Origin of the sequence: Brevibacterium sp. (genome assembly GCF_052105255.1) — a bacterium.
Taxonomy (GTDB): domain Bacteria; phylum Actinomycetota; class Actinomycetes; order Actinomycetales; family Brevibacteriaceae; genus Brevibacterium; species Brevibacterium linens_B.
Genome location: NZ_JBQDYQ010000005.1, coordinates 86,505 through 102,835, shown reverse-complemented (window position 1 = coordinate 102,835; position 16,331 = coordinate 86,505). Strand labels below are relative to the sequence as shown.

General features: G+C 65.2%; 15 protein-coding genes. 9 read left to right on the top strand and 6 right to left on the bottom strand.

Translation table 11 applies throughout. The features are described 5' to 3' along the window. The first annotated feature begins 219 nt into the window (after nucleotides 1-219). From ACTIIH_RS03240 to pknB, 7 genes are all read left to right on the top strand, one after another. Entirely contained in the window at nucleotides 220-1,092 is an 873-nt protein-coding gene (locus ACTIIH_RS03240) for a DUF3662 and FHA domain-containing protein (RefSeq protein ID WP_441450416.1), read from the top strand. Beyond that, nucleotides 1,089-1,598, top strand: coding sequence for an FHA domain-containing protein FhaB/FipA (locus tag ACTIIH_RS03235; RefSeq protein ID WP_441091221.1), 510 nt, complete (start codon nucleotides 1,089-1,091; stop codon nucleotides 1,596-1,598). The genes ACTIIH_RS03240 and ACTIIH_RS03235 overlap by 4 nt, the downstream gene beginning before the upstream one ends. Before the next feature lie 53 nt (nucleotides 1,599-1,651). Continuing rightward, nucleotides 1,652-3,025, top strand: a complete 1,374-nt coding sequence (locus ACTIIH_RS03230) for a protein phosphatase 2C domain-containing protein (protein ID WP_441450414.1) — start codon at nucleotides 1,652-1,654, stop codon at nucleotides 3,023-3,025. Further along, the gene (locus ACTIIH_RS03225) at nucleotides 3,025-4,557 is read left to right on the top strand and encodes an FtsW/RodA/SpoVE family cell cycle protein (protein WP_441450412.1); all 1,533 of its coding nucleotides are present in this window, start codon (nucleotides 3,025-3,027) and stop codon (nucleotides 4,555-4,557) included. Before ACTIIH_RS03230 ends, ACTIIH_RS03225 begins: the two co-directional genes overlap by 1 nt. Further along, entirely contained in the window at nucleotides 4,554-6,023 is a 1,470-nt protein-coding gene (locus ACTIIH_RS03220; RefSeq protein ID WP_441450410.1) for a peptidoglycan D,D-transpeptidase FtsI family protein, read from the top strand. The genes ACTIIH_RS03225 and ACTIIH_RS03220 overlap by 4 nt, the downstream gene beginning before the upstream one ends. Further along, complete coding sequence (locus ACTIIH_RS03215) at nucleotides 6,020-7,855, top strand: protein kinase domain-containing protein (RefSeq protein WP_441450409.1); 1,836 nt, start codon at nucleotides 6,020-6,022, stop codon at nucleotides 7,853-7,855. The genes ACTIIH_RS03220 and ACTIIH_RS03215 overlap by 4 nt, the downstream gene beginning before the upstream one ends. Nucleotides 7,856-7,971: 116 nt before the next feature. Next, nucleotides 7,972-9,855: a Stk1 family PASTA domain-containing Ser/Thr kinase gene (gene pknB, locus ACTIIH_RS03210; RefSeq protein ID WP_441450407.1), complete on the top strand. Its 1,884-nt coding sequence runs from the start codon at nucleotides 7,972-7,974 to the stop codon at nucleotides 9,853-9,855. 100 nt (nucleotides 9,856-9,955) lie between these two features. Here the strand turns inward: pknB and ACTIIH_RS03205 are convergent, their stop codons facing one another. The 4 genes from ACTIIH_RS03205 to ACTIIH_RS03190 form a co-directional block, all read right to left on the bottom strand. Then, nucleotides 9,956-10,468, bottom strand: coding sequence for a GyrI-like domain-containing protein (locus ACTIIH_RS03205; protein ID WP_441450406.1), 513 nt, complete (start codon nucleotides 10,466-10,468; stop codon nucleotides 9,956-9,958). A gap of 159 nt (nucleotides 10,469-10,627) precedes the next feature. Beyond that, nucleotides 10,628-11,272: an anthranilate synthase component II gene (locus ACTIIH_RS03200; protein ID WP_441450404.1), complete on the bottom strand. Its 645-nt coding sequence runs from the start codon at nucleotides 11,270-11,272 to the stop codon at nucleotides 10,628-10,630. Nucleotides 11,273-11,286: 14 nt separating this feature from the next. Beyond that, nucleotides 11,287-11,454, bottom strand: coding sequence for a hypothetical protein (locus tag ACTIIH_RS03195; RefSeq protein ID WP_167443994.1), 168 nt, complete (start codon nucleotides 11,452-11,454; stop codon nucleotides 11,287-11,289). Nucleotide 11,455: 1 nt separating this feature from the next. Then, on the bottom strand, nucleotides 11,456-12,613 hold the full coding sequence (locus ACTIIH_RS03190) for a class E sortase (protein WP_441450402.1): 1,158 nt from the start codon (nucleotides 12,611-12,613) through the stop codon (nucleotides 11,456-11,458). 228 nt (nucleotides 12,614-12,841) lie between these two features. Between ACTIIH_RS03190 and ACTIIH_RS03185 the strand changes: the two genes are divergently transcribed. Next, on the top strand, nucleotides 12,842-13,516 hold the full coding sequence (locus tag ACTIIH_RS03185; RefSeq protein WP_441450400.1) for a cell division protein CrgA: 675 nt from the start codon (nucleotides 12,842-12,844) through the stop codon (nucleotides 13,514-13,516). Nucleotides 13,517-13,910: 394 nt separating this feature from the next. Here the strand turns inward: ACTIIH_RS03185 and ACTIIH_RS03180 are convergent, their stop codons facing one another. Together ACTIIH_RS03180 and ACTIIH_RS03175 are read right to left on the bottom strand one after the other, a co-directional pair. Continuing rightward, entirely contained in the window at nucleotides 13,911-14,606 is a 696-nt protein-coding gene (locus tag ACTIIH_RS03180; RefSeq protein ID WP_441450399.1) for a rhomboid family intramembrane serine protease, read from the bottom strand. A 38-nt stretch (nucleotides 14,607-14,644) separates the two neighbouring features. Beyond that, nucleotides 14,645-15,187 (bottom strand): peptidylprolyl isomerase, encoded by a 543-nt coding sequence (locus ACTIIH_RS03175; RefSeq protein ID WP_441450398.1) that lies wholly within the window; start codon nucleotides 15,185-15,187, stop codon nucleotides 14,645-14,647. A gap of 176 nt (nucleotides 15,188-15,363) precedes the next feature. Between ACTIIH_RS03175 and ACTIIH_RS03170 the strand changes: the two genes are divergently transcribed. After that, nucleotides 15,364-16,104 (top strand): hypothetical protein, encoded by a 741-nt coding sequence (locus ACTIIH_RS03170; protein ID WP_441450397.1) that lies wholly within the window; start codon nucleotides 15,364-15,366, stop codon nucleotides 16,102-16,104. The last annotated feature ends 227 nt before the right edge of the window (nucleotides 16,105-16,331 follow it).

Genomic DNA, 16,331 nt, shown 5'->3' with positions numbered 1-16,331 from the left:
CACCGCGCGCACTGCCTCGATCTTCCCTGGACGCGCGCAGGGAATCACGGCACAGCTTCGCCCTGCGAACACGCGTGACGTGAGTTGAGAGCCTCACCGCGTTAGGATTGGGTGTTGATGTGCCCAGAGTGCACGTGATCAGGACCACCTGGTCAGAGCACTCGGCGCCGCTTGGCGAAGAGTTCGTCCGGCAACGGCAACACCTGATGAGGAGGTGCCATGGGGTTACTCGATCGCTTCGAGAAGGGGCTGGAGAACGTCGTCAACGGCGCCTTCGCGAAGGCCTTCCGATCCCAGGTCGAACCCGTCGAGCTCGCCGGAGCCCTGCGCCGTGAGGCTGACAACAAGGCCGCCGTGGTCTCCCGCGGTCGCACCCTGACCGCCAACCACTACGTCATCGAGCTCTCGCAGACCGACTACGACCGACTCTCCGGACTCGAGTCAGAACTGCGCTCCGATCTGCGCCAGGTCGTCGGCGATCACGCCGTCGAACAGGCCTACAGCTTCGTCGGCCCCGTCTCCGTCGAATTCGCTCTCGCCGACGACCTCGACACGGGAATGTACCGCGTCGTGTCCTCGACCCAGCGTCCCGACGGCTCTCCTGCCGCCCAGCCGGCCAACCGCGGCGGCTACGACCCGATCTCGCGGGCGAATTCGATCGTCGGCGAGTCCCCGAACTCCGATTCCCGACCCGCGACCCCGCGCCGCACCCCCGAACCCGCCCGTTCGGCTCCGCCCCCCGCCGCGACCTCGCGACCGAACACTGCCTCCCGGCCAGCACCGGCACCGGCACCTGCTCGCACCATCGAAGCGAGCGTCACCATCGACGGTCGCACACAGATGCTGCGCCAGGGCACGAACACCTTCGGTCGATCCTCGTCGAGCTCGGACTTCGTCATCGACGACCCCGGGGTCTCACGTCGTCATTTCGAGATCGTCGTCGAAGGCGACCGGGCCGTGGCCAATGACCTCGGTTCGACGAACGGCACTCTGCTGCACGGACGCAAACTGACATCGGCGACCCTGTCCGACGGCGATGTCCTCCTCGCCGGAGAGGCCGAGGTCCACTACAACGAGCGGGATGCCCAGTGAGCGAATTCACCGTCACCGTCTTCCGGTTGGCATTCTTCGTCATCCTCTGGCTCTTCGTCCTCGGAGTCGCCGGAGTCCTCCGCCGCGACATCTTCGGCCCCCGAAAGGCCCGCGCCGGAAAGAAGTCTCGCCGAGGCGGCTCCCAGTCCGCACCGCCGCCACCGTCGCGCCCGGCTCCCGCACCTCGTCCGGCGGCCGGCCCGGTCGCCCACGCCCATCCGGGCACCATCCGCATCACCGACGGCCCCTTGGCCGGTCAGACGCTGATACTCTCGGGAGCGCCCGTGACCTTCGGACGAGCTCCCGACAACACGATCATCATCAACGACGACTTCGCCTCCAGCCATCATGCTCGGATCTCGGCGAAGAACGGCGCCTGGATGCTCGAAGACCTCGGGTCGACGAACGGCACCATCGTCGACGGCGCACGCATGACCGGGCCCATCCAGCTGGCCATCGGCAACCGGATCACCATCGGACATACGACCCTGGAGACCCAATCGTGACGACCGGCGGTACCATCACTCTCCGTTCGGCAGCCCGGTCTCACACCGGGCTGGTGCGTAAGAACAACCAGGACTCCGGCTATGCGGGACCCAATTTCCTGCTCATCGCCGACGGAATGGGCGGTCACGCCGGCGGAGATGTCGCCTCGGCGATCACCGTGTCCCGCCTGGCCGAACTCGACCGCGAACCCGGTGGCGAAGACGCCCTCGAACTCCTCCGCACCTCGATCCTCGAAGCCAATGACCGCATCTGCCGTGGTGTCGGCGAACAGCCCGAACTCGCCGGAATGGGTACCACCGTCACCGCTGTTCTGCGCGCGACCGGCAACCGCTTCGCTCTCGCCCATATCGGCGACTCGCGCGGCTATGTGCTGCGCGACGACAAGCTTCAGCCGATCACCCACGACCACACGTTCGTGCAGATGCTCGTCGACGAGGGCCGGATCACCCCCGAGGAGGCCGAGACCCATCCCCAGCGCTCGGTGGTGATGAAGGTCCTCGGCGATGTCGGTGCCTCTCCCGACCTCGATCTGTCCCTGCGCGAGGCCCAGGTCGGCGACCGCTGGATGCTGTGCTCGGACGGTCTGACCGGATTCGCCGATATCGACGACATCACCCGCGTGCTCAAAGAGGTGGCCGACCCCGACGAGGCCTGTCGGCAGCTCATCGACCTGGCATTGGCCGGAGGCGGCGCCGATAACGTCACCGTTGTCGTCGGCGATGTCCTCGAAGGCGAAGTCGAGACCACCGAAGGCGTGTCCGTCGGTTCCGTCCACCTCAATCCGCGCTACGCCGCGATCGGTGCGAATCCCGACACCGAGGCGACCGTCGACACCGAAGCCCATGAGACCTTCCCCGCAGGCGATGTCTCCGCCGACACCGCACCGATCCACACCGTCGACGGCGAGGACCGCGAACCGCGGGACGGCACCACTCAGCCGCTGCGGACCAACACCGCTGCCGAGGCAGAAGAGGAGGCCGACCTCGATGATGAAGTCGAGAAAAGGTCCTACCTCGGGTGGATCATCACCGCCATCGTGATCGTCGCGCTTGCTGTCGGCGGATTCTTCGCCTTCAACTACGTCAGCCACCAGTACTATGTCGCCGACGACGACGGTAGAGTCTCCCTCTACAGGGGTCTCGACACCACGCTCGGACCCATCGAACTCAGCCGACTCGTCGACACCACGGATATCGACGTCGGCAGCCTCAACAGCTACTCCCAGGACCGGCTCCGCGGTTCGATTCCCGCGGGATCCCGCGACGAGGCGGATCGCATCATCGACAATCTGCGCAAGGAATCCGATCGCTCCGCCGGAATGTCCGGCGATGTCGAGGATTCGACCAGTCCGACCGACCCGGCCCCCTCACCTCCGGACTCGAAGTCCGCGGACCCCAGTGACGCCATCACCCGGGAGTCGCAGTGATGAACCAGGCTCCCTCGCAGACCGCGCGCCCCAGAACCTACCGTCTGGCCGAGCTCGGTCTCCTGATCCTGGCAATCGCCGTCGCCACCAGTGCCTACGCCCTCGTCGGCCTCGGCGTCGAAGACACCATCCCGGCCAATGTCTACGGGTATGCCGCATGGCTGGCCGCACTCGGCGTCATCCTTCACATCATCGTGTGGATCAAGGCGAAATACGCCGATCCCGTGCTCGTGCCGATCGCGGTGCTGCTCAACGGGCTCGGCCTGGCCATGATCTACCGCGTCGACCTCGGCCGCGACGAATACCTCGGTTCGGCGATGACCCAGCTGGTGTGGATGACACTCGGCGTGGGCCTGGCCATCGCCGTGATCTTCGTCGTCCGCGACCACCGCTGGCTGCGCCGCTACACCTATGTCTCGGGCTTCGCCGCCCTGGTCTTCCTCGTGCTTCCGCTCATCCCGGGCATCGGCAAGACCATCAACGGCGCCCGCATCTGGATCGGCGTCGGCCCTCTGTCCTTCCAGCCCGGTGAGATCGCGAAGATCCTGCTGGCCATCTTCTTCGCCGGCTACCTCGTCACCTACAAGGACCAGCTCGTCGCCGCCGGGCCGAAGATCCTCGGCATCCGCTTCCCCCGCCTGCGCGACTTCGGACCCATCGTCGTCGCCTGGGTCGCCAGCGTCGGCGTCCTCGTCTTCGAACGCGACCTCGGCACCTCCCTGCTCTTCTTCGGCCTCTTCGTCGCCATGCTCTATGTGGCCACGTCGAAGGTCTCGTGGATCATCCTCGGCCTCGGATTCTTCTCCATCGGTGCGGTAGCGGCGACGTTCCTCTTCTCCCATGTGGACCAGCGTGTGTCCGGGTGGCTCAATGCGCTGACCCCCGAGGAGTACAACAAGACTCCCGGTGGTTCCTACCAGCTCGTGCAGGGCCTGTTCGGCATGTCCAACGGCGGACTCATCGGCACCGGCTTCGGTGAGGGCCGACCGAATATGGTGCCCTACGCCGAGTCTGACTTCATCTACGCCAGCTTCGGTGAGGAGATCGGCATGGCCGGACTCTTCGTCATCCTGCTGTGCTACCTGTTCATCTTCCAGCGCGGAATCCGCACCGCTCAGCAGCTCCGTGACGGCTTCGGCACCCTGCTGGCCACGGGCCTGTCGTTCACGATCGCCCTGCAGGTCTTCGTCGTCGTCGGCGGCGTCACACGTCTCATTCCGCTGACGGGTCTGACCACGCCGTTCCTCGCACAGGGCGGTTCCTCGCTCATCGCGAACTGGATGATCATCGCCCTGCTGCTGCGGATCTCGGACAATGCCAGGCGCCCCGTGGAGGAATTCCACACCGGAGTGCTCACCATCACCGAGGATCCCGAGCCCGTTCCCGCGGATGCTCGCGCCAACGACACGGCCGCCTCGGCGCTCACCGTCGACGAGGATGCCCCCACGACGAACCTGCCGTCCGCGGGCGCACGGCCCAGCGGCGAGGCTCCCACCGACTTCGATCAACGACCCACCGGAGGTGAACGATGAAGAAGCCATTGACGCATATCGCCGTCGTCGGATTCGTCATGTTCGCGCTCCTGTTCGGGTCGACGAGCTGGGTGCAGTACGTGACTGCGGATTCGCTGAACAACAATCCGCTGAACAACCGCCGGATCCTCGACCAGCTGGCCCGTGACCGCGGTCCGATCCTCGTCGACGGCACCCCGATCGCGTATTCGGAACCGGTCGACGACAAGTACAAGTACCAGCGCAAATACGGCTCGGACAACCTCGATCCGCGCGCCTACGCCTCCCTGACCGGCTACTACTCCATCGTGTCCGGGGCCTCCGGCATGGAGCGCGCCGCCGGTGACTACCTCTCCGGCGATTCCGACGCCCTCTTCTACGACAAGGTCGGCAGCTTCTTCACCGGTGAGCAGCCTCGCGGCGCCGCCGTCGAGCTGACGATCGACCCGAAGGTCCAGCAGGCGGCGTGGGACGGACTGGGCAACCAGAACGGCGCCGCCGTGGCTCTCGACCCGAAGACCGGGAAGATCCTGGCCATGGCCTCGACCCCGGGCTGGGACCCCAATGCCCTGGCCAGCCACGACGCGACCGAAGCCAGCCAGGCCTATAAGAACCTAGAAGCCGCCGACGGCAAACCCGCCTACAACCGCGCTATCGGCGGCAACCTGTATCCGCCGGGCTCGACATTCAAGGTCCTCGTCGCAGCGGCCGCGCTGGAATCCGGGGACTACGAGCCCGATTCGCAGCTCAACGGACCCGCCACGCTCGATCTGCCGCAGACGACGGCGACGATCGGCAACTCGCATCCCGGTGCCTGCCGCAACGGGGGCAAGCCGACGCTGGCCGATTCGCTCGCTGAATCCTGCAACACCTCATTCGCCTCCCTGGGCATGGACCTCGGAGAAGACGCGATCGCGGAGCAGGCCGAGAAGTTCGGCTTCGGCGAGGATCTCGAGATCCCTCTCGATGTCACCCCGTCCTCCTTCCCGTCCGACCTCAATCCGCCGCAGCTGGCTCAGTCCTCGCTCGGTCAGTACGAGGTCAGGTCGACTCCGCTGCAGATGGCGATGATGACCGCGGGAATCGCCAACGGCGGCAAGATGATGAAGCCCCAGCTCGTCGACAGGGTGCTCAATGCGAACACCCTCGAGTCGATCTCCGAGACCCGCCCGAGCCAGATGTCCCGCCCCGTGTCCGGAGGCACGGCCGACAAGCTCACCGACATGATGACCGGTGTGGTCGAGAACGGCACCGCCTCGGTGGCGAAGATGGGCGATACGAAGGTCGCAGCGAAGACCGGCACGGCCCAGCACGCCACGGGCGCGGCACCCCATGCCTGGTTCATCTCCTTCGCCCCCGCCGACGACCCTCAGGTCGCGGTCGCGGTCGTGGTCGAGAACGGCGGAAACGCGGGCAATGAAGCTTATGGTGCGACGGTCGCAGGACCGATCGCGAAGAACATGATGGAAGCGGTGGTCGAGAAATGAGACCCGTCGAAGGCACCCTGTTGGGCAACCGTTACAAACTCACCTCCCGGATCGCCGTCGGCGGCATGGGCGAGGTGTGGAAGGGTGTGGACTCCGTGCTCGGCCGCGAGGTCGCGGCGAAGATCCTCAAGGACGAGTACCTCTCCGAATCGACGTTCCTCGCCCGGTTCCGTGCCGAAGCCCAGAACATGGGCCGCGTCTCCGACCCGGGAATCGCCGGCGTCTACGACTACGGTGACGAGCAGGGTTCGCCCTATCTCGTCATGGAATACGTGCCCGGTGAGGCCCTGTCGGCCATCATCGAACGCAGTGCGCCCCTGTCAGAGGCCGATACGCTCTCCATCGTCACCCAAGCCGCTGCCGCCCTCGGCGCCGCACACAAGGTGGGCGTCATCCACCGCGACATCAAGCCCGGCAACATCCTCATGACTCCGGACTTCCGGGTCAAGATCACGGACTTCGGCATCGCCCGGGTCACCGATCAGGCACCGCTGACGAAGACCGGGCAGGTCATGGGCACCGCCCAGTACCTCGCTCCCGAACAGGCCACCGGCAAGGGGTCGGGGCCCGGTTCCGACCTCTATGCACTGGGCATCATCGCCTATGAGGCTCTGGCCGGTCAGCGTCCCTTCACCGGAGACTCGCAGGTGGCCATCGCCATCGCCCAGGTCAATCAGCAGCACCCGCCGCTGCCGGACACGGTCTCCGAACCGCTGCGCCGCTTCGTCCACTGCCTGCTGGAGAAGAAGCCCGAACGTCGACCCTCCGATGCCTTCAAGGTCTCCAAGGCCGCCGAGGCGCTCTCGGCCGGAGACATCGCAGGAGCCGAGGAGCTCGTCCCGCAGATGCGGCACGGGGCCGCCGCGTCCGAAGCCCTGACCCAGGTCTTCAACAACCCGGAGCCTGCGGCCACGACGAAGACCCTGCCTGTCACCTCCTCGAACGATGCGACCCAGGTGTATCCGAACGGCGCAGCCGCTGGAGCTGTCGGTGCCGGAATCGTCGGCGCCGGTGCGGCCGGTGCCGGAGCCGCCGCGGCGAATACGGGACAGATCGATCCCAACGGTCCGCAGAATCAGGATCTGGAGAAGGACAAGCCCTCGAGCAAGGGCCGCGTCCTCATCTGGATCCTTGCGATCATCGCCCTCATCGCGGTCGGTTCCCTGCTGTGGTTCTTCCTCGGCGGAGGCAATGCCGAACCCGAACCGGAACCGTCGACCTCGGCGCCGACCTCGGAGGCGGCGAAGACGATCGAGATCGATAAGAACGATTACATCGGACTCAGCGAATCCTCGGCGACGCAGAACCTTCAGAACAAGGGACTCGAGGTCGAGACCACGGACATCAACTCGGAGCGCACCGCCGGAACAGTCGCCGATGTGGGCGAGGGCGACAATGGATACACCTTCGAAGAAGGCGACACCGTGACCCTCTACATCTCCGCCGGTCCGGCCGAAGAGCCGCAGGAGCCGGCCTCGGATTCGGGATCCGATTCGGGTCTGGGCACTGACTCGGAGTCGAGCTCCGAGTCGGACTCCTCGAGCAGCAGTGACTCGGACTCCGGCAGCGACTCCGAGGGAAGCCAGTCGAATTCGGACTCGGGCTCTTCCTCGGACTCCGAGACCTCGACCGACTCGGGCTCCGAAGGTTCCTCGGAGACGTCGGGCGAGTCGGACTCAACGAGTTCCGGGGATTCCGCCGACACCTCGGGAAGTTCGACCTCGTCCGGCACTGGGTCCGGAAGCGATTCGACGTCGTCGGCCAACGCGAACAGCGGCGAGGCCAGCGGCAACTCAGGCGGGAACAATGGCGGGAACAATGGCAATGGGTAGACATTGAACGATACCGAGCAGCGAGCACGAGAAACGAAGAGTTTGAGATACTGAAACTCGACCCGGGTCGGGTGAGAACGAATCCACCGACCGGGTGAGACTAGCGGAGGACATACATGAGTGAACCCAAGGTTCTGTCGGGGCGTTACGAAGTTCGTGCGCTCCTCGGCCGTGGGGGCATGGCAGAAGTGCATGAGGGCGTCGACAACCGTCTGGGACGTCGTGTGGCCATCAAACTTCTGCGCTCCGATCTCGCCCGCGATCCGTCGTTCCACACCCGGCTCAAGCGTGAGGCCCAGTCCGCTGCCGGTCTCAACCATCCCGGGATCGTCTCCGTCTACGACTCCGGTGAGGAGGAATTCGTCGAGTCCGGCGGCTCGTCCGTGTCCGTGCCGTTCATCGTCATGGAATACGTCGAGGGTCAGACCCTGCGCGAAGTCCTCAATGAGCACGGCACACTCACCGTCGACGAGGCCCTCAACGTCATCGCCGGAGTCCTCGCCCCGCTCGAGTACTCCCACCGCAACGGCATCGTCCACCGCGACATCAAACCCGCGAACGTCATGCTCACCCCCGAGGGTGACATCAAGGTCATGGACTTCGGCATCGCCCGAGCGCTCAAGGACAATTCGGGGCTGACGCAGACCCAGTCCGTAGTCGGCACCGCCCAGTACCTCTCCCCAGAGCAAGCCCGCGGCGAGGTCGTCGACGCACGCTCCGACCTGTACTCGACCGCCTGCCTGCTCTACGAGCTGCTGGCCGGTCGTCCTCCGTTCGTCGGCGACTCCCAGCTGGCCGTCGCCTACCAGCATGTCGGGGAGACCCCACAGCCGCCGAGCTTCTTCAACTCGAACATCCCACCGGCCGTCGACAGGCTCCTCCTCCACGCTCTGCTCAAGGACCGCGACGCCCGGTATCAGGATGCCTACACCTTCCGTGAGGACGTACTCGCCGCCCGCGACGGCCGTCCCATGAGCTTCGAGGACGATGTCGAGGCCACGCAGGCGTATCCGATGATGGCCCCGCCCATGACCACTCCGATGGCCTATGCCAACGAGGCCGAGCCCACTCCCGAAACCGGGCCCGTATCGGCGATCATGACCAATCAGGAGGAGCGTCCGCCGCAGAAGGGTTCGCGCGCCTGGGTCTGGATCGGCAGCATCTTCGTGCTCCTCGCCCTGGCCGCCGTGGCCCTGTGGGTGTACGAGATCAACAAGCCCGAACCGATCCTCCAGGTCGAAGTCACGGATGTGGCCAATATGGATGCCGACGAAGCCGAGGCGGCCCTCATGCAACAGGGCCTGCGAGTGAACACGGACGAGAAGTACAGCTCGGAAGTCGACAAGGGCAAGGCCATCGAAACCGATCCTCCGGGCGGTCAGAGGGTCGACAAGGACAGCGTGGTCAGGCTGATCATCTCTTCCGGCCCCGAGTCCGTGACGATCCCCGACGTCTCCGGAAAGACTGAGGAGGCGGCGCGGACGATCATCAATGACGCGGGGCTCCAGGCCGGCACCCATATCTCCCAGAATTCCCCGGATGTGGAGAAGGGCGTGGTCATCGAGACCAAGCCCGGCGACGGTCAGGAGGTCGATATCGATTCGAATGTCGATCTCGTCGTGTCCTCAGGTCTCGTCAAGGTCCCCGATGTCACCGGCCAAACCGCCGAGGAGGCCTGCAAGACCCTCGAAGGCGATGAGTACCAGCTCACCTGCAAGACCGAAGAGGTCGAGACCGACGAACACGATGAGAAGAAGGTCTTCGAGCAGTCCGCGACCGGCGGCAGCGAGGTCAAGCAGGGCTCGGAGATCACGGTGAAGGTGGCCAAGAAGCCGCCGGAGCCGTCGCCCTCGATTCCCTCGGTCCCCGGAGGCATCCCGACCGCACCCGGCGATGACGGGGACAACGGAGACGACGAGGGCGATCAGGACGAGAAGGACAAGGATTCGATGGGCGGAGGGCTCTTCGACAACTGGACGGAAGGCATTATCGGCCACTGAGTCGAACACGCCTCTGACGCCTGGCGGCCGGGTCAGTCATCGACTGGCCCGGCCGCTGTCGTCTCCGAAGAGAGTCTGTGGGCGTCGGTGACGCTGGTCCTCACTCCAGGGTGAGGAACAGGTCGGTGCGCATATCGGCGGGATCCGCCTCGGGGCTGGGTTCGGTGACATAGAGTTCGATGAACGGCAGTCCCGGCCGATGCCCGGCCGCCATCGCGTCCTTGAGCAGCTGTGCCCAGGACTCACCGAGCCCGTCGTATCCGCCGAGGTGGCTGCGCACGGCCATGGATCCGCCGGGCAGCTGAGCGGGGATGACGATGTGCCCGCCGGCGATCGGCTGCGCATTCGTCAGTCCCGCCGAGGTGGGGATGCCGACCTGCAGATCCACCGTTTCGCTCGGCTGACGGGTGTAGAGAGCGAAGGCCGGTCCCGCGGGTTCGAGTCCTGCCTCGGAGAGTACGGGGAAGAGTCCGGAGAACGTGGCGTCGAAGAGTTCCGGCAGGCCCGACATGTGCACTTCGCGCGCCTCGACGACCGCCGCCGGAGTGGCCGGGACCTCGATGACGGTGAGTTCGGTGAACGGTTCGTCGCGCAGATAGGTCGGTTCTGACATCGTCGGTGTCTCCTGTTCGTCGGCAGTGCACGGCTCCTGAGGCCATGCACGGATCCCGGCGCGGATTCGGATCATCTGAGCACAGGGATCACTGTGCTCACGATCATAACGATGGGCCGCCTCGGCGAGAACCCTGAGACCAGGGATCGGCGGGAATTCTCAGGCGATCGCGGTCGCCAGCGGCGACATGCCCGCCGCCGCCTGGGCAGCGCCCTCGAGACCGCACACCTCGAGCCAGTTGCCGAGCATGAGGTATCCATATTCGGTGAGCACAGATTCGGGGTGGAATTGGACGCCGAACAGCGGCTGCTCCCGGTGTTCGATGGCCATGACGATGCCGTCGTCGGTGCGGGCGGTGACCGCGAACTTCTCGAGGTCGAGGGTCTCGTCGACGATCGCCAGCGAATGGTAGCGGGTGACGGTCAGCGGGCTCGGGCATCCGAAGAAGATGCCTTCGCCGTCGTGGGTGATGACCGAGGTCTTGCCGTGCATGAGCACGGGAGAATGCGTGACCTCGGCGCCGAACACCTCGCCGAGTGCCTGATGGCCCAGGCAGACGCCGAACACGGGCATGCCGGCCGTCTCCGCCCAGGACAGCAGGGGCGGGCAGACCCCGGACTCTGCGGGCACACCGGGCCCCGGGGACAGGAGCACGCCGTCGTAGGCGCTCACGGTCTCCGCGATCGCGGAGGCGGGGATGTCGTCGTTGCGGACGACGTCGACATCCGCTCCGAGCTCACGCAGATAGGACACGAGCGTGTAGACGAAGCTGTCGTAGTTGTCGATGACGAGGATCTTTGTCATTGCTCTCCGTTGCGTCATTGTCCGCCTTCGGTCACTGTTGCGTTGTTGAAGGGCATGTACGGGGCGATCACGGGGAAGACGTACTGCATGAGCAGCAGCACAACAGCCGCAATGAGGATGAGGGCGAGGATGAGCTTGACCACCCAGTTGCCCGGGAGGATCCGCCAGATGAATGCGTACATATCAGGCACCGCCGTTCTTGCTGACCTTGTCATAGGCCTTCGAGTCCTTGATATTGTCCGGCGCTCCGTCACCGGCCGGCGTCCAGTCCGTGAGTTCGGCGTAGGCGACGTAGCGTTCCCGGGCGGAGAACATCGGGTTGCAGGCAGTCATCGTCAGGATCCGGTCCTTGCCCTTGAAGTCGGGGGCGTCGGGCACGGGCGAGAGCACTTCGACGGCATCGGGGAGGATGATGTCGAAGTTGCGGAAGGTGTAGGTGTAGAAGCCGTCCTTCGTCTGGACGATGATCTCATCGCCTGGGCGCAGGTTCGCGATCTGGTTGAGCGGCTTGCCGTAGGTCACGCGGTGGCCGGCGATGGAGAAGTTCCCGACTTCGCCCGGCATCGCCGAGTTCGGGTAGCGGCCCACGCCCATCCGGTTGAGCACGGGTTCGAGGTCGACGCCTTCGGCGACGGTGCGGTAGTAGTCGTCGCCGAAGCGCGGGATGTAGAAGATGCCGAAGGCCTCGTTCTTGTCCACGGGGTCGGCGACCACGGGTTCGTCCGGATCGTCGGGCAGATCGTTCGGATCCTGATTCGCCCAGTCCTGGGTGAGTTCGTCGGCGAGCACTGCGTTGTCGCGGTTGGCCTGGATGTCGGTCCACCACAGCTGCCAGACGACGAAGAGGATGAGGACGAGCCCGGCCGTGATGCACAGTTCGCCGAAGGTGCGCACGGTCCCGCGGATCGGGCCGAGCGGTTCCTTCGCCGTGGGCTGACGCCGGCGCCGCTGTCGGGTTGCGGGAAGAGGCTGGGGCTGATCCTCGCCGAGGCGGCCCTGCGTGGGTTGTCCGCCGTGGCCCTGCGGGACCGCGGGCATGGCTTGAGTGGCGTGGGCGTGCGTGAGCTGGGGCTGTTCGAAGACGGGCGGGGCGTCGGAGTAGACGGCGGTCGGTTCGCCCTGGGCTGCGGCGGCTTCGGCTTCCCTGCGCCGCAGCTCGCGTCGGCTGGGCAGCGGCTGGTCGCCGGCGGCAGCGGAACCACCTGCAGACTGATCGGCGGAGCGACCGAGCTGCTGGTCACCGTCGTCAGAGGGAGTCTGCCGTCTCTGAGCAGGACGGATAGTGGGTCGCGAGGGCGGATTCACGCCCGGTTCGTTACCCGAGGAGGAACTATTCACCACTTCTGCTCCGTGACTGTCACTGCATTGTCGGGGGCCGTCGAAGAAGACAGGCGGGGACACCCCTATGCACTTTATCCTATGGGAATCATCGTTCGGGGCGCGCTCGGGGCGCTTTCAGGGTAGTCGGAGTTTTTCACTGTGACCCCCGCCCCGAGTAGACTGGTCTGCGATCGTCCCCAACCATTCATTCGGCGACCCCAACGACGGTCGACCGACAAAGGAGTACTTGTGGCCAAGTCCAAAGGACGCCCCCAGCGCACTTCTCGCACTTCGTCGGCGGCCAAGGCGAAGCAGGCCGAGTCCGCTGAAGCGGTCGAGCCTGCCGAGGTCGAGGAACTCGAGACCGAATCGCTCGACACCGATGTCGCCGAGGCTGCTGACACCGAGTCTGATGCGACGGAGTCTGCTGCGGATGACCTGAAGGACGATGCCGCGGACGAGGACGCAGGAGCCGAGGACTCCGACAGGGCTTCCGCGAAGGACTCAGAGACTGCGGCCGCCGGGAAGAAGGGCAAGGCGTCGATAGACGAGAAGACGTCGAAGACCTCCGACTCCAAGACAAGCGGCTCGAAGGCCTCTGATTCCACATCATCGGCCTCCAAGACAACCGGCTCGAAAGGTGCGGCCGCCAAGCGCACGTCCCGTTCGGGCAATCCCGCCAAGCGCCCGCAGGGTCGCAAGACCGCGAGCTACACCTCGACCTCGGGCCAGCAGACCATCAAGCCGAACCCGAGCTGGTTCCTGCCGGTGCTCATCGGCCTGCTGCTCATCGGCCTGATCTGGCTCGTCACCTTCTACATCACCCAGGGCGCTTTCCCCGTCGAAGCCTGGGGCAACTGGAACATCCTCATCGGCTTCGCCTTCTTCGTGGCGGGTCTGATCATGTCCACACGCTGGCGTTAGTCGGTCCCGACCGCAAGCGCTTCGATTGTCTGGTCCATCCACGGTGATTTCGAGCTCGGAATCGCCGTTGATGGACCAGACAATCTGCATTCACCGAGCTTCCCACGCGTTTCGGCAAGCGCAGTCCCGCGTCAACAATCCACAAGCGTCGAGTTATACCCAAGCCGGGTGCGTCGCTTGTGGAAAACTTATTTTAAAGTTCTGACCAGTCTAAACACACGTGTGTAAGTTATCCACCTTGTGGATAGAGCTTGTGGACAAAGAATTTTCCACTGCAGAGTGCACACAGATCGGCTTTTGTCTGGTAGTAGCCTGACAGCGCCGATTCGGCTCTCCGCAACTGCCGATCGTGCCGCGCTCAGAGACCGAGACAGGGATCGCAGCCCGTCCGCGCTCACAGCCCGAGGCCGGCCGTCTTCCACGCCCCAGCGAGCGCCATGAGCACCACCAGACCGACCGAGCTCGCCGTGAACACCAGCGTCCGCGATCGCTGTGGTCCCAGCAGCCCCGCACAGCCGAGGACGAATCCGGTGATCAACCCGCCGAGGTGGGACTCCCAGGACACCCCCGGAACGAGGAACCCATAGCCGAAGTTGAGCGCGACGAACACGAGAACCCCGGCGATGTTCCGGTCGAGTCGACGGGTCGGGGCCAAGAGGACGCCGACGATCGCGAACACTGCGCCCGACGCGCCTATGTGGTTCGTCACCCAGTCGACGCTGAAGGGGTCGGCCAGCAGGAGCACCATGGCCGAACCGCCGGCGGTGCCGATGATGTAGACGGTCAGGAACTTCCAATGCCCCAGAGCTCGTTCGACGAAGGATCCGAAGAAGAACAGCCCGATCATGTTCGCCAGCAGGTGGAACGGTGAGGGCTCCTCGTGGATGAGTGCGACCGAGAGCACCCGCCACGGCTGGTCGAGCGTGAGCGCGGGAACGAAGCTCAGCCGCTGCAGCAGGTCGAGGCCGGGAATGAGCTCCGCGAGAAAAGCCACGCTGGTGACGATGAGGAGCGTGCGGGTGATCAGCGGCGGGGATGCAGAGAGGGCCCGGCCGGTTTCCCGTGCCGAGCCCTCCTCAGGTGTGTCCATCACACTATGGTACTCAGTAGTCCTTCAAGGACCGTGACTCACTTCGCGGTGATGTCGACCTTCTCGATGACGACCGGCTCGACCGGCTTGTCCATCGCAGCGGTGCGCACACCGTCGATCTCGTCGACGACCCGCTGCGAGGCTTCGTCGGCAACCTCACCGAAGATGGTGTGTTTGCCGTTGAGCCAGGGGGTCTCGGCGGTGGTGATGAAGAACTGCGAGCCGTTGGTGCCGTGTCCCATCTGCTTGCCGGCGTTGGCCATGGCCAACAGGTACTTGCGGTCGAACTGCAGTTCGGGGTGAATCTCGTCATCGAAGGTGTAGCCGGGTCCGCCGGTGCCGGTGCCCAGCGGGCAGCCGCCCTGGATCATGAAGTTCGAGATGACGCGGTGGAAGCCGAGTCCGTCGTAGAAGGGGCGCTTGGTCGGCTCGCCGGTCGACGGATCGGTGAACTCACGCTCACCCTGGGCCAGTTCGACGAAGTTGGCCACGGTCTTCGGAGCATGGTTGCCGAAGAGGTCGAGGGTGATGTCACCGTGGTTGGTGTGCAGGACTGCGGTATGCGTTGAGGCTGTAGTCATGACTTCATTCTTCCACGCCGAGGCGGTGAATGCAGTTTCGCACCATGTCCGTTGCCCAACCTGTCAGGCGATCCGCAGACAATTCGATGACATCCGCTGTCCCCAGGTTTGCCCCGAGGCCGTAGACTGGTCGGTGATCACCTTGACCACCGACATCTAAGGATTGGGAACAGTTTATGTCGAAGAAGCCCACTCGAGATCAGCTCACTTCGAAGCTCGATTCCGCGAAGCAGACGTCCCTCCGAGTCCTGGCAGATGCCAGCGAGACCGCAGCCCCGAAGCTGCGTGAGGCCGCCGACAAGGCCCGCCCCCAGGTCGAGGCACTGGCAGGCAAGGCCGAAGAGTTCGCCGAGAAGGCCCGTCCGCAGGTCGAAGCTCTGGCCGACAAGGCCAATGATCAGGTCCACAACTGGGCCGACAAGCTCGAGTCCTACCGACCAGAAGCCACCGAACGCGCCGGCAAGTTCGCATCGAACGCCGCGACTTCGCTGTCCGCTGCCGAGACCCCGAAGCTCATCGATGACCTGGCGGTCCGCCTCACCGGCGACAAGAAGGCCATGGAGAAGGCCCGCAAGGCTCTCGCCAACGCCGGCAAGCGCATCGAGAAGGACACCGCTCGCAAGTCCGGCGGCGGAAAAGCCGCACTCGTGTGGACTCTCGTCATCGGTTCGGCTGCAGGAATCGGCTACTACGTGTGGAAGAAGGCCCAGCCGGTCGAAGATCCCTGGTCGACCCCGCTGCCGAACAACCGTCCCGCCGATGCCCGTCCGGTCGGTTCCACCCCGGCTTCGCACCAGGCCGCGGCCACCGAGGTCTCGCAGACCGCTGTACCCTCGACCAAGGCTGAGGCTGCGGACGAGGTTCCCGCACCGAAGCCGGCTTCGCAGTCGGCTGAAGGCTCCGACGCCAAGCACTGAGTCACTCAGGAGAATCATCGTCGCCGAGGCGGCCCACCATCGTGGTGGGCCGCCTCGGTGTTTCTGTGCGTGTCGACTCCTTCTTGCTACCTGACGGCGGCCCAGCCACCAGGCGCGAGGTTGCTGGGCCGCCCTCGGGTAGTAATTAGTGGGGTTCGTGGGCGTTGCGGGCGCCGGGGGTGCGCCGGGGCACGGGTCGCCCCCCGGGCCCCAAGGGCCCCATCGTG

Coding starts and splice junctions, on each gene's coding strand:
- ACTIIH_RS03240 (WP_441450416.1), top strand. CDS start 220: ATGGGGTTACTCGATCGCTTCGAGAAGGGGCTGGAGAACGTCGTCAAC.
- ACTIIH_RS03225 (WP_441450412.1), top strand. CDS start 3,025: ATGAACCAGGCTCCCTCGCAGACCGCGCGCCCCAGAACCTACCGTCTG.
- ACTIIH_RS03220 (WP_441450410.1), top strand. CDS start 4,554: ATGAAGAAGCCATTGACGCATATCGCCGTCGTCGGATTCGTCATGTTC.
- ACTIIH_RS03215 (WP_441450409.1), top strand. CDS start 6,020: ATGAGACCCGTCGAAGGCACCCTGTTGGGCAACCGTTACAAACTCACC.
- pknB (WP_441450407.1), top strand. CDS start 7,972: ATGAGTGAACCCAAGGTTCTGTCGGGGCGTTACGAAGTTCGTGCGCTC.
- ACTIIH_RS03205 (WP_441450406.1), bottom strand. CDS start 10,468: ATGTCAGAACCGACCTATCTGCGCGACGAACCGTTCACCGAACTCACC.
- ACTIIH_RS03200 (WP_441450404.1), bottom strand. CDS start 11,272: ATGACAAAGATCCTCGTCATCGACAACTACGACAGCTTCGTCTACACG.
- ACTIIH_RS03195 (WP_167443994.1), bottom strand. CDS start 11,454: ATGTACGCATTCATCTGGCGGATCCTCCCGGGCAACTGGGTGGTCAAG.
- ACTIIH_RS03180 (WP_441450399.1), bottom strand. CDS start 14,606: ATGGACACACCTGAGGAGGGCTCGGCACGGGAAACCGGCCGGGCCCTC.
- ACTIIH_RS03175 (WP_441450398.1), bottom strand. CDS start 15,187: ATGACTACAGCCTCAACGCATACCGCAGTCCTGCACACCAACCACGGT.
- ACTIIH_RS03170 (WP_441450397.1), top strand. CDS start 15,364: ATGTCGAAGAAGCCCACTCGAGATCAGCTCACTTCGAAGCTCGATTCC.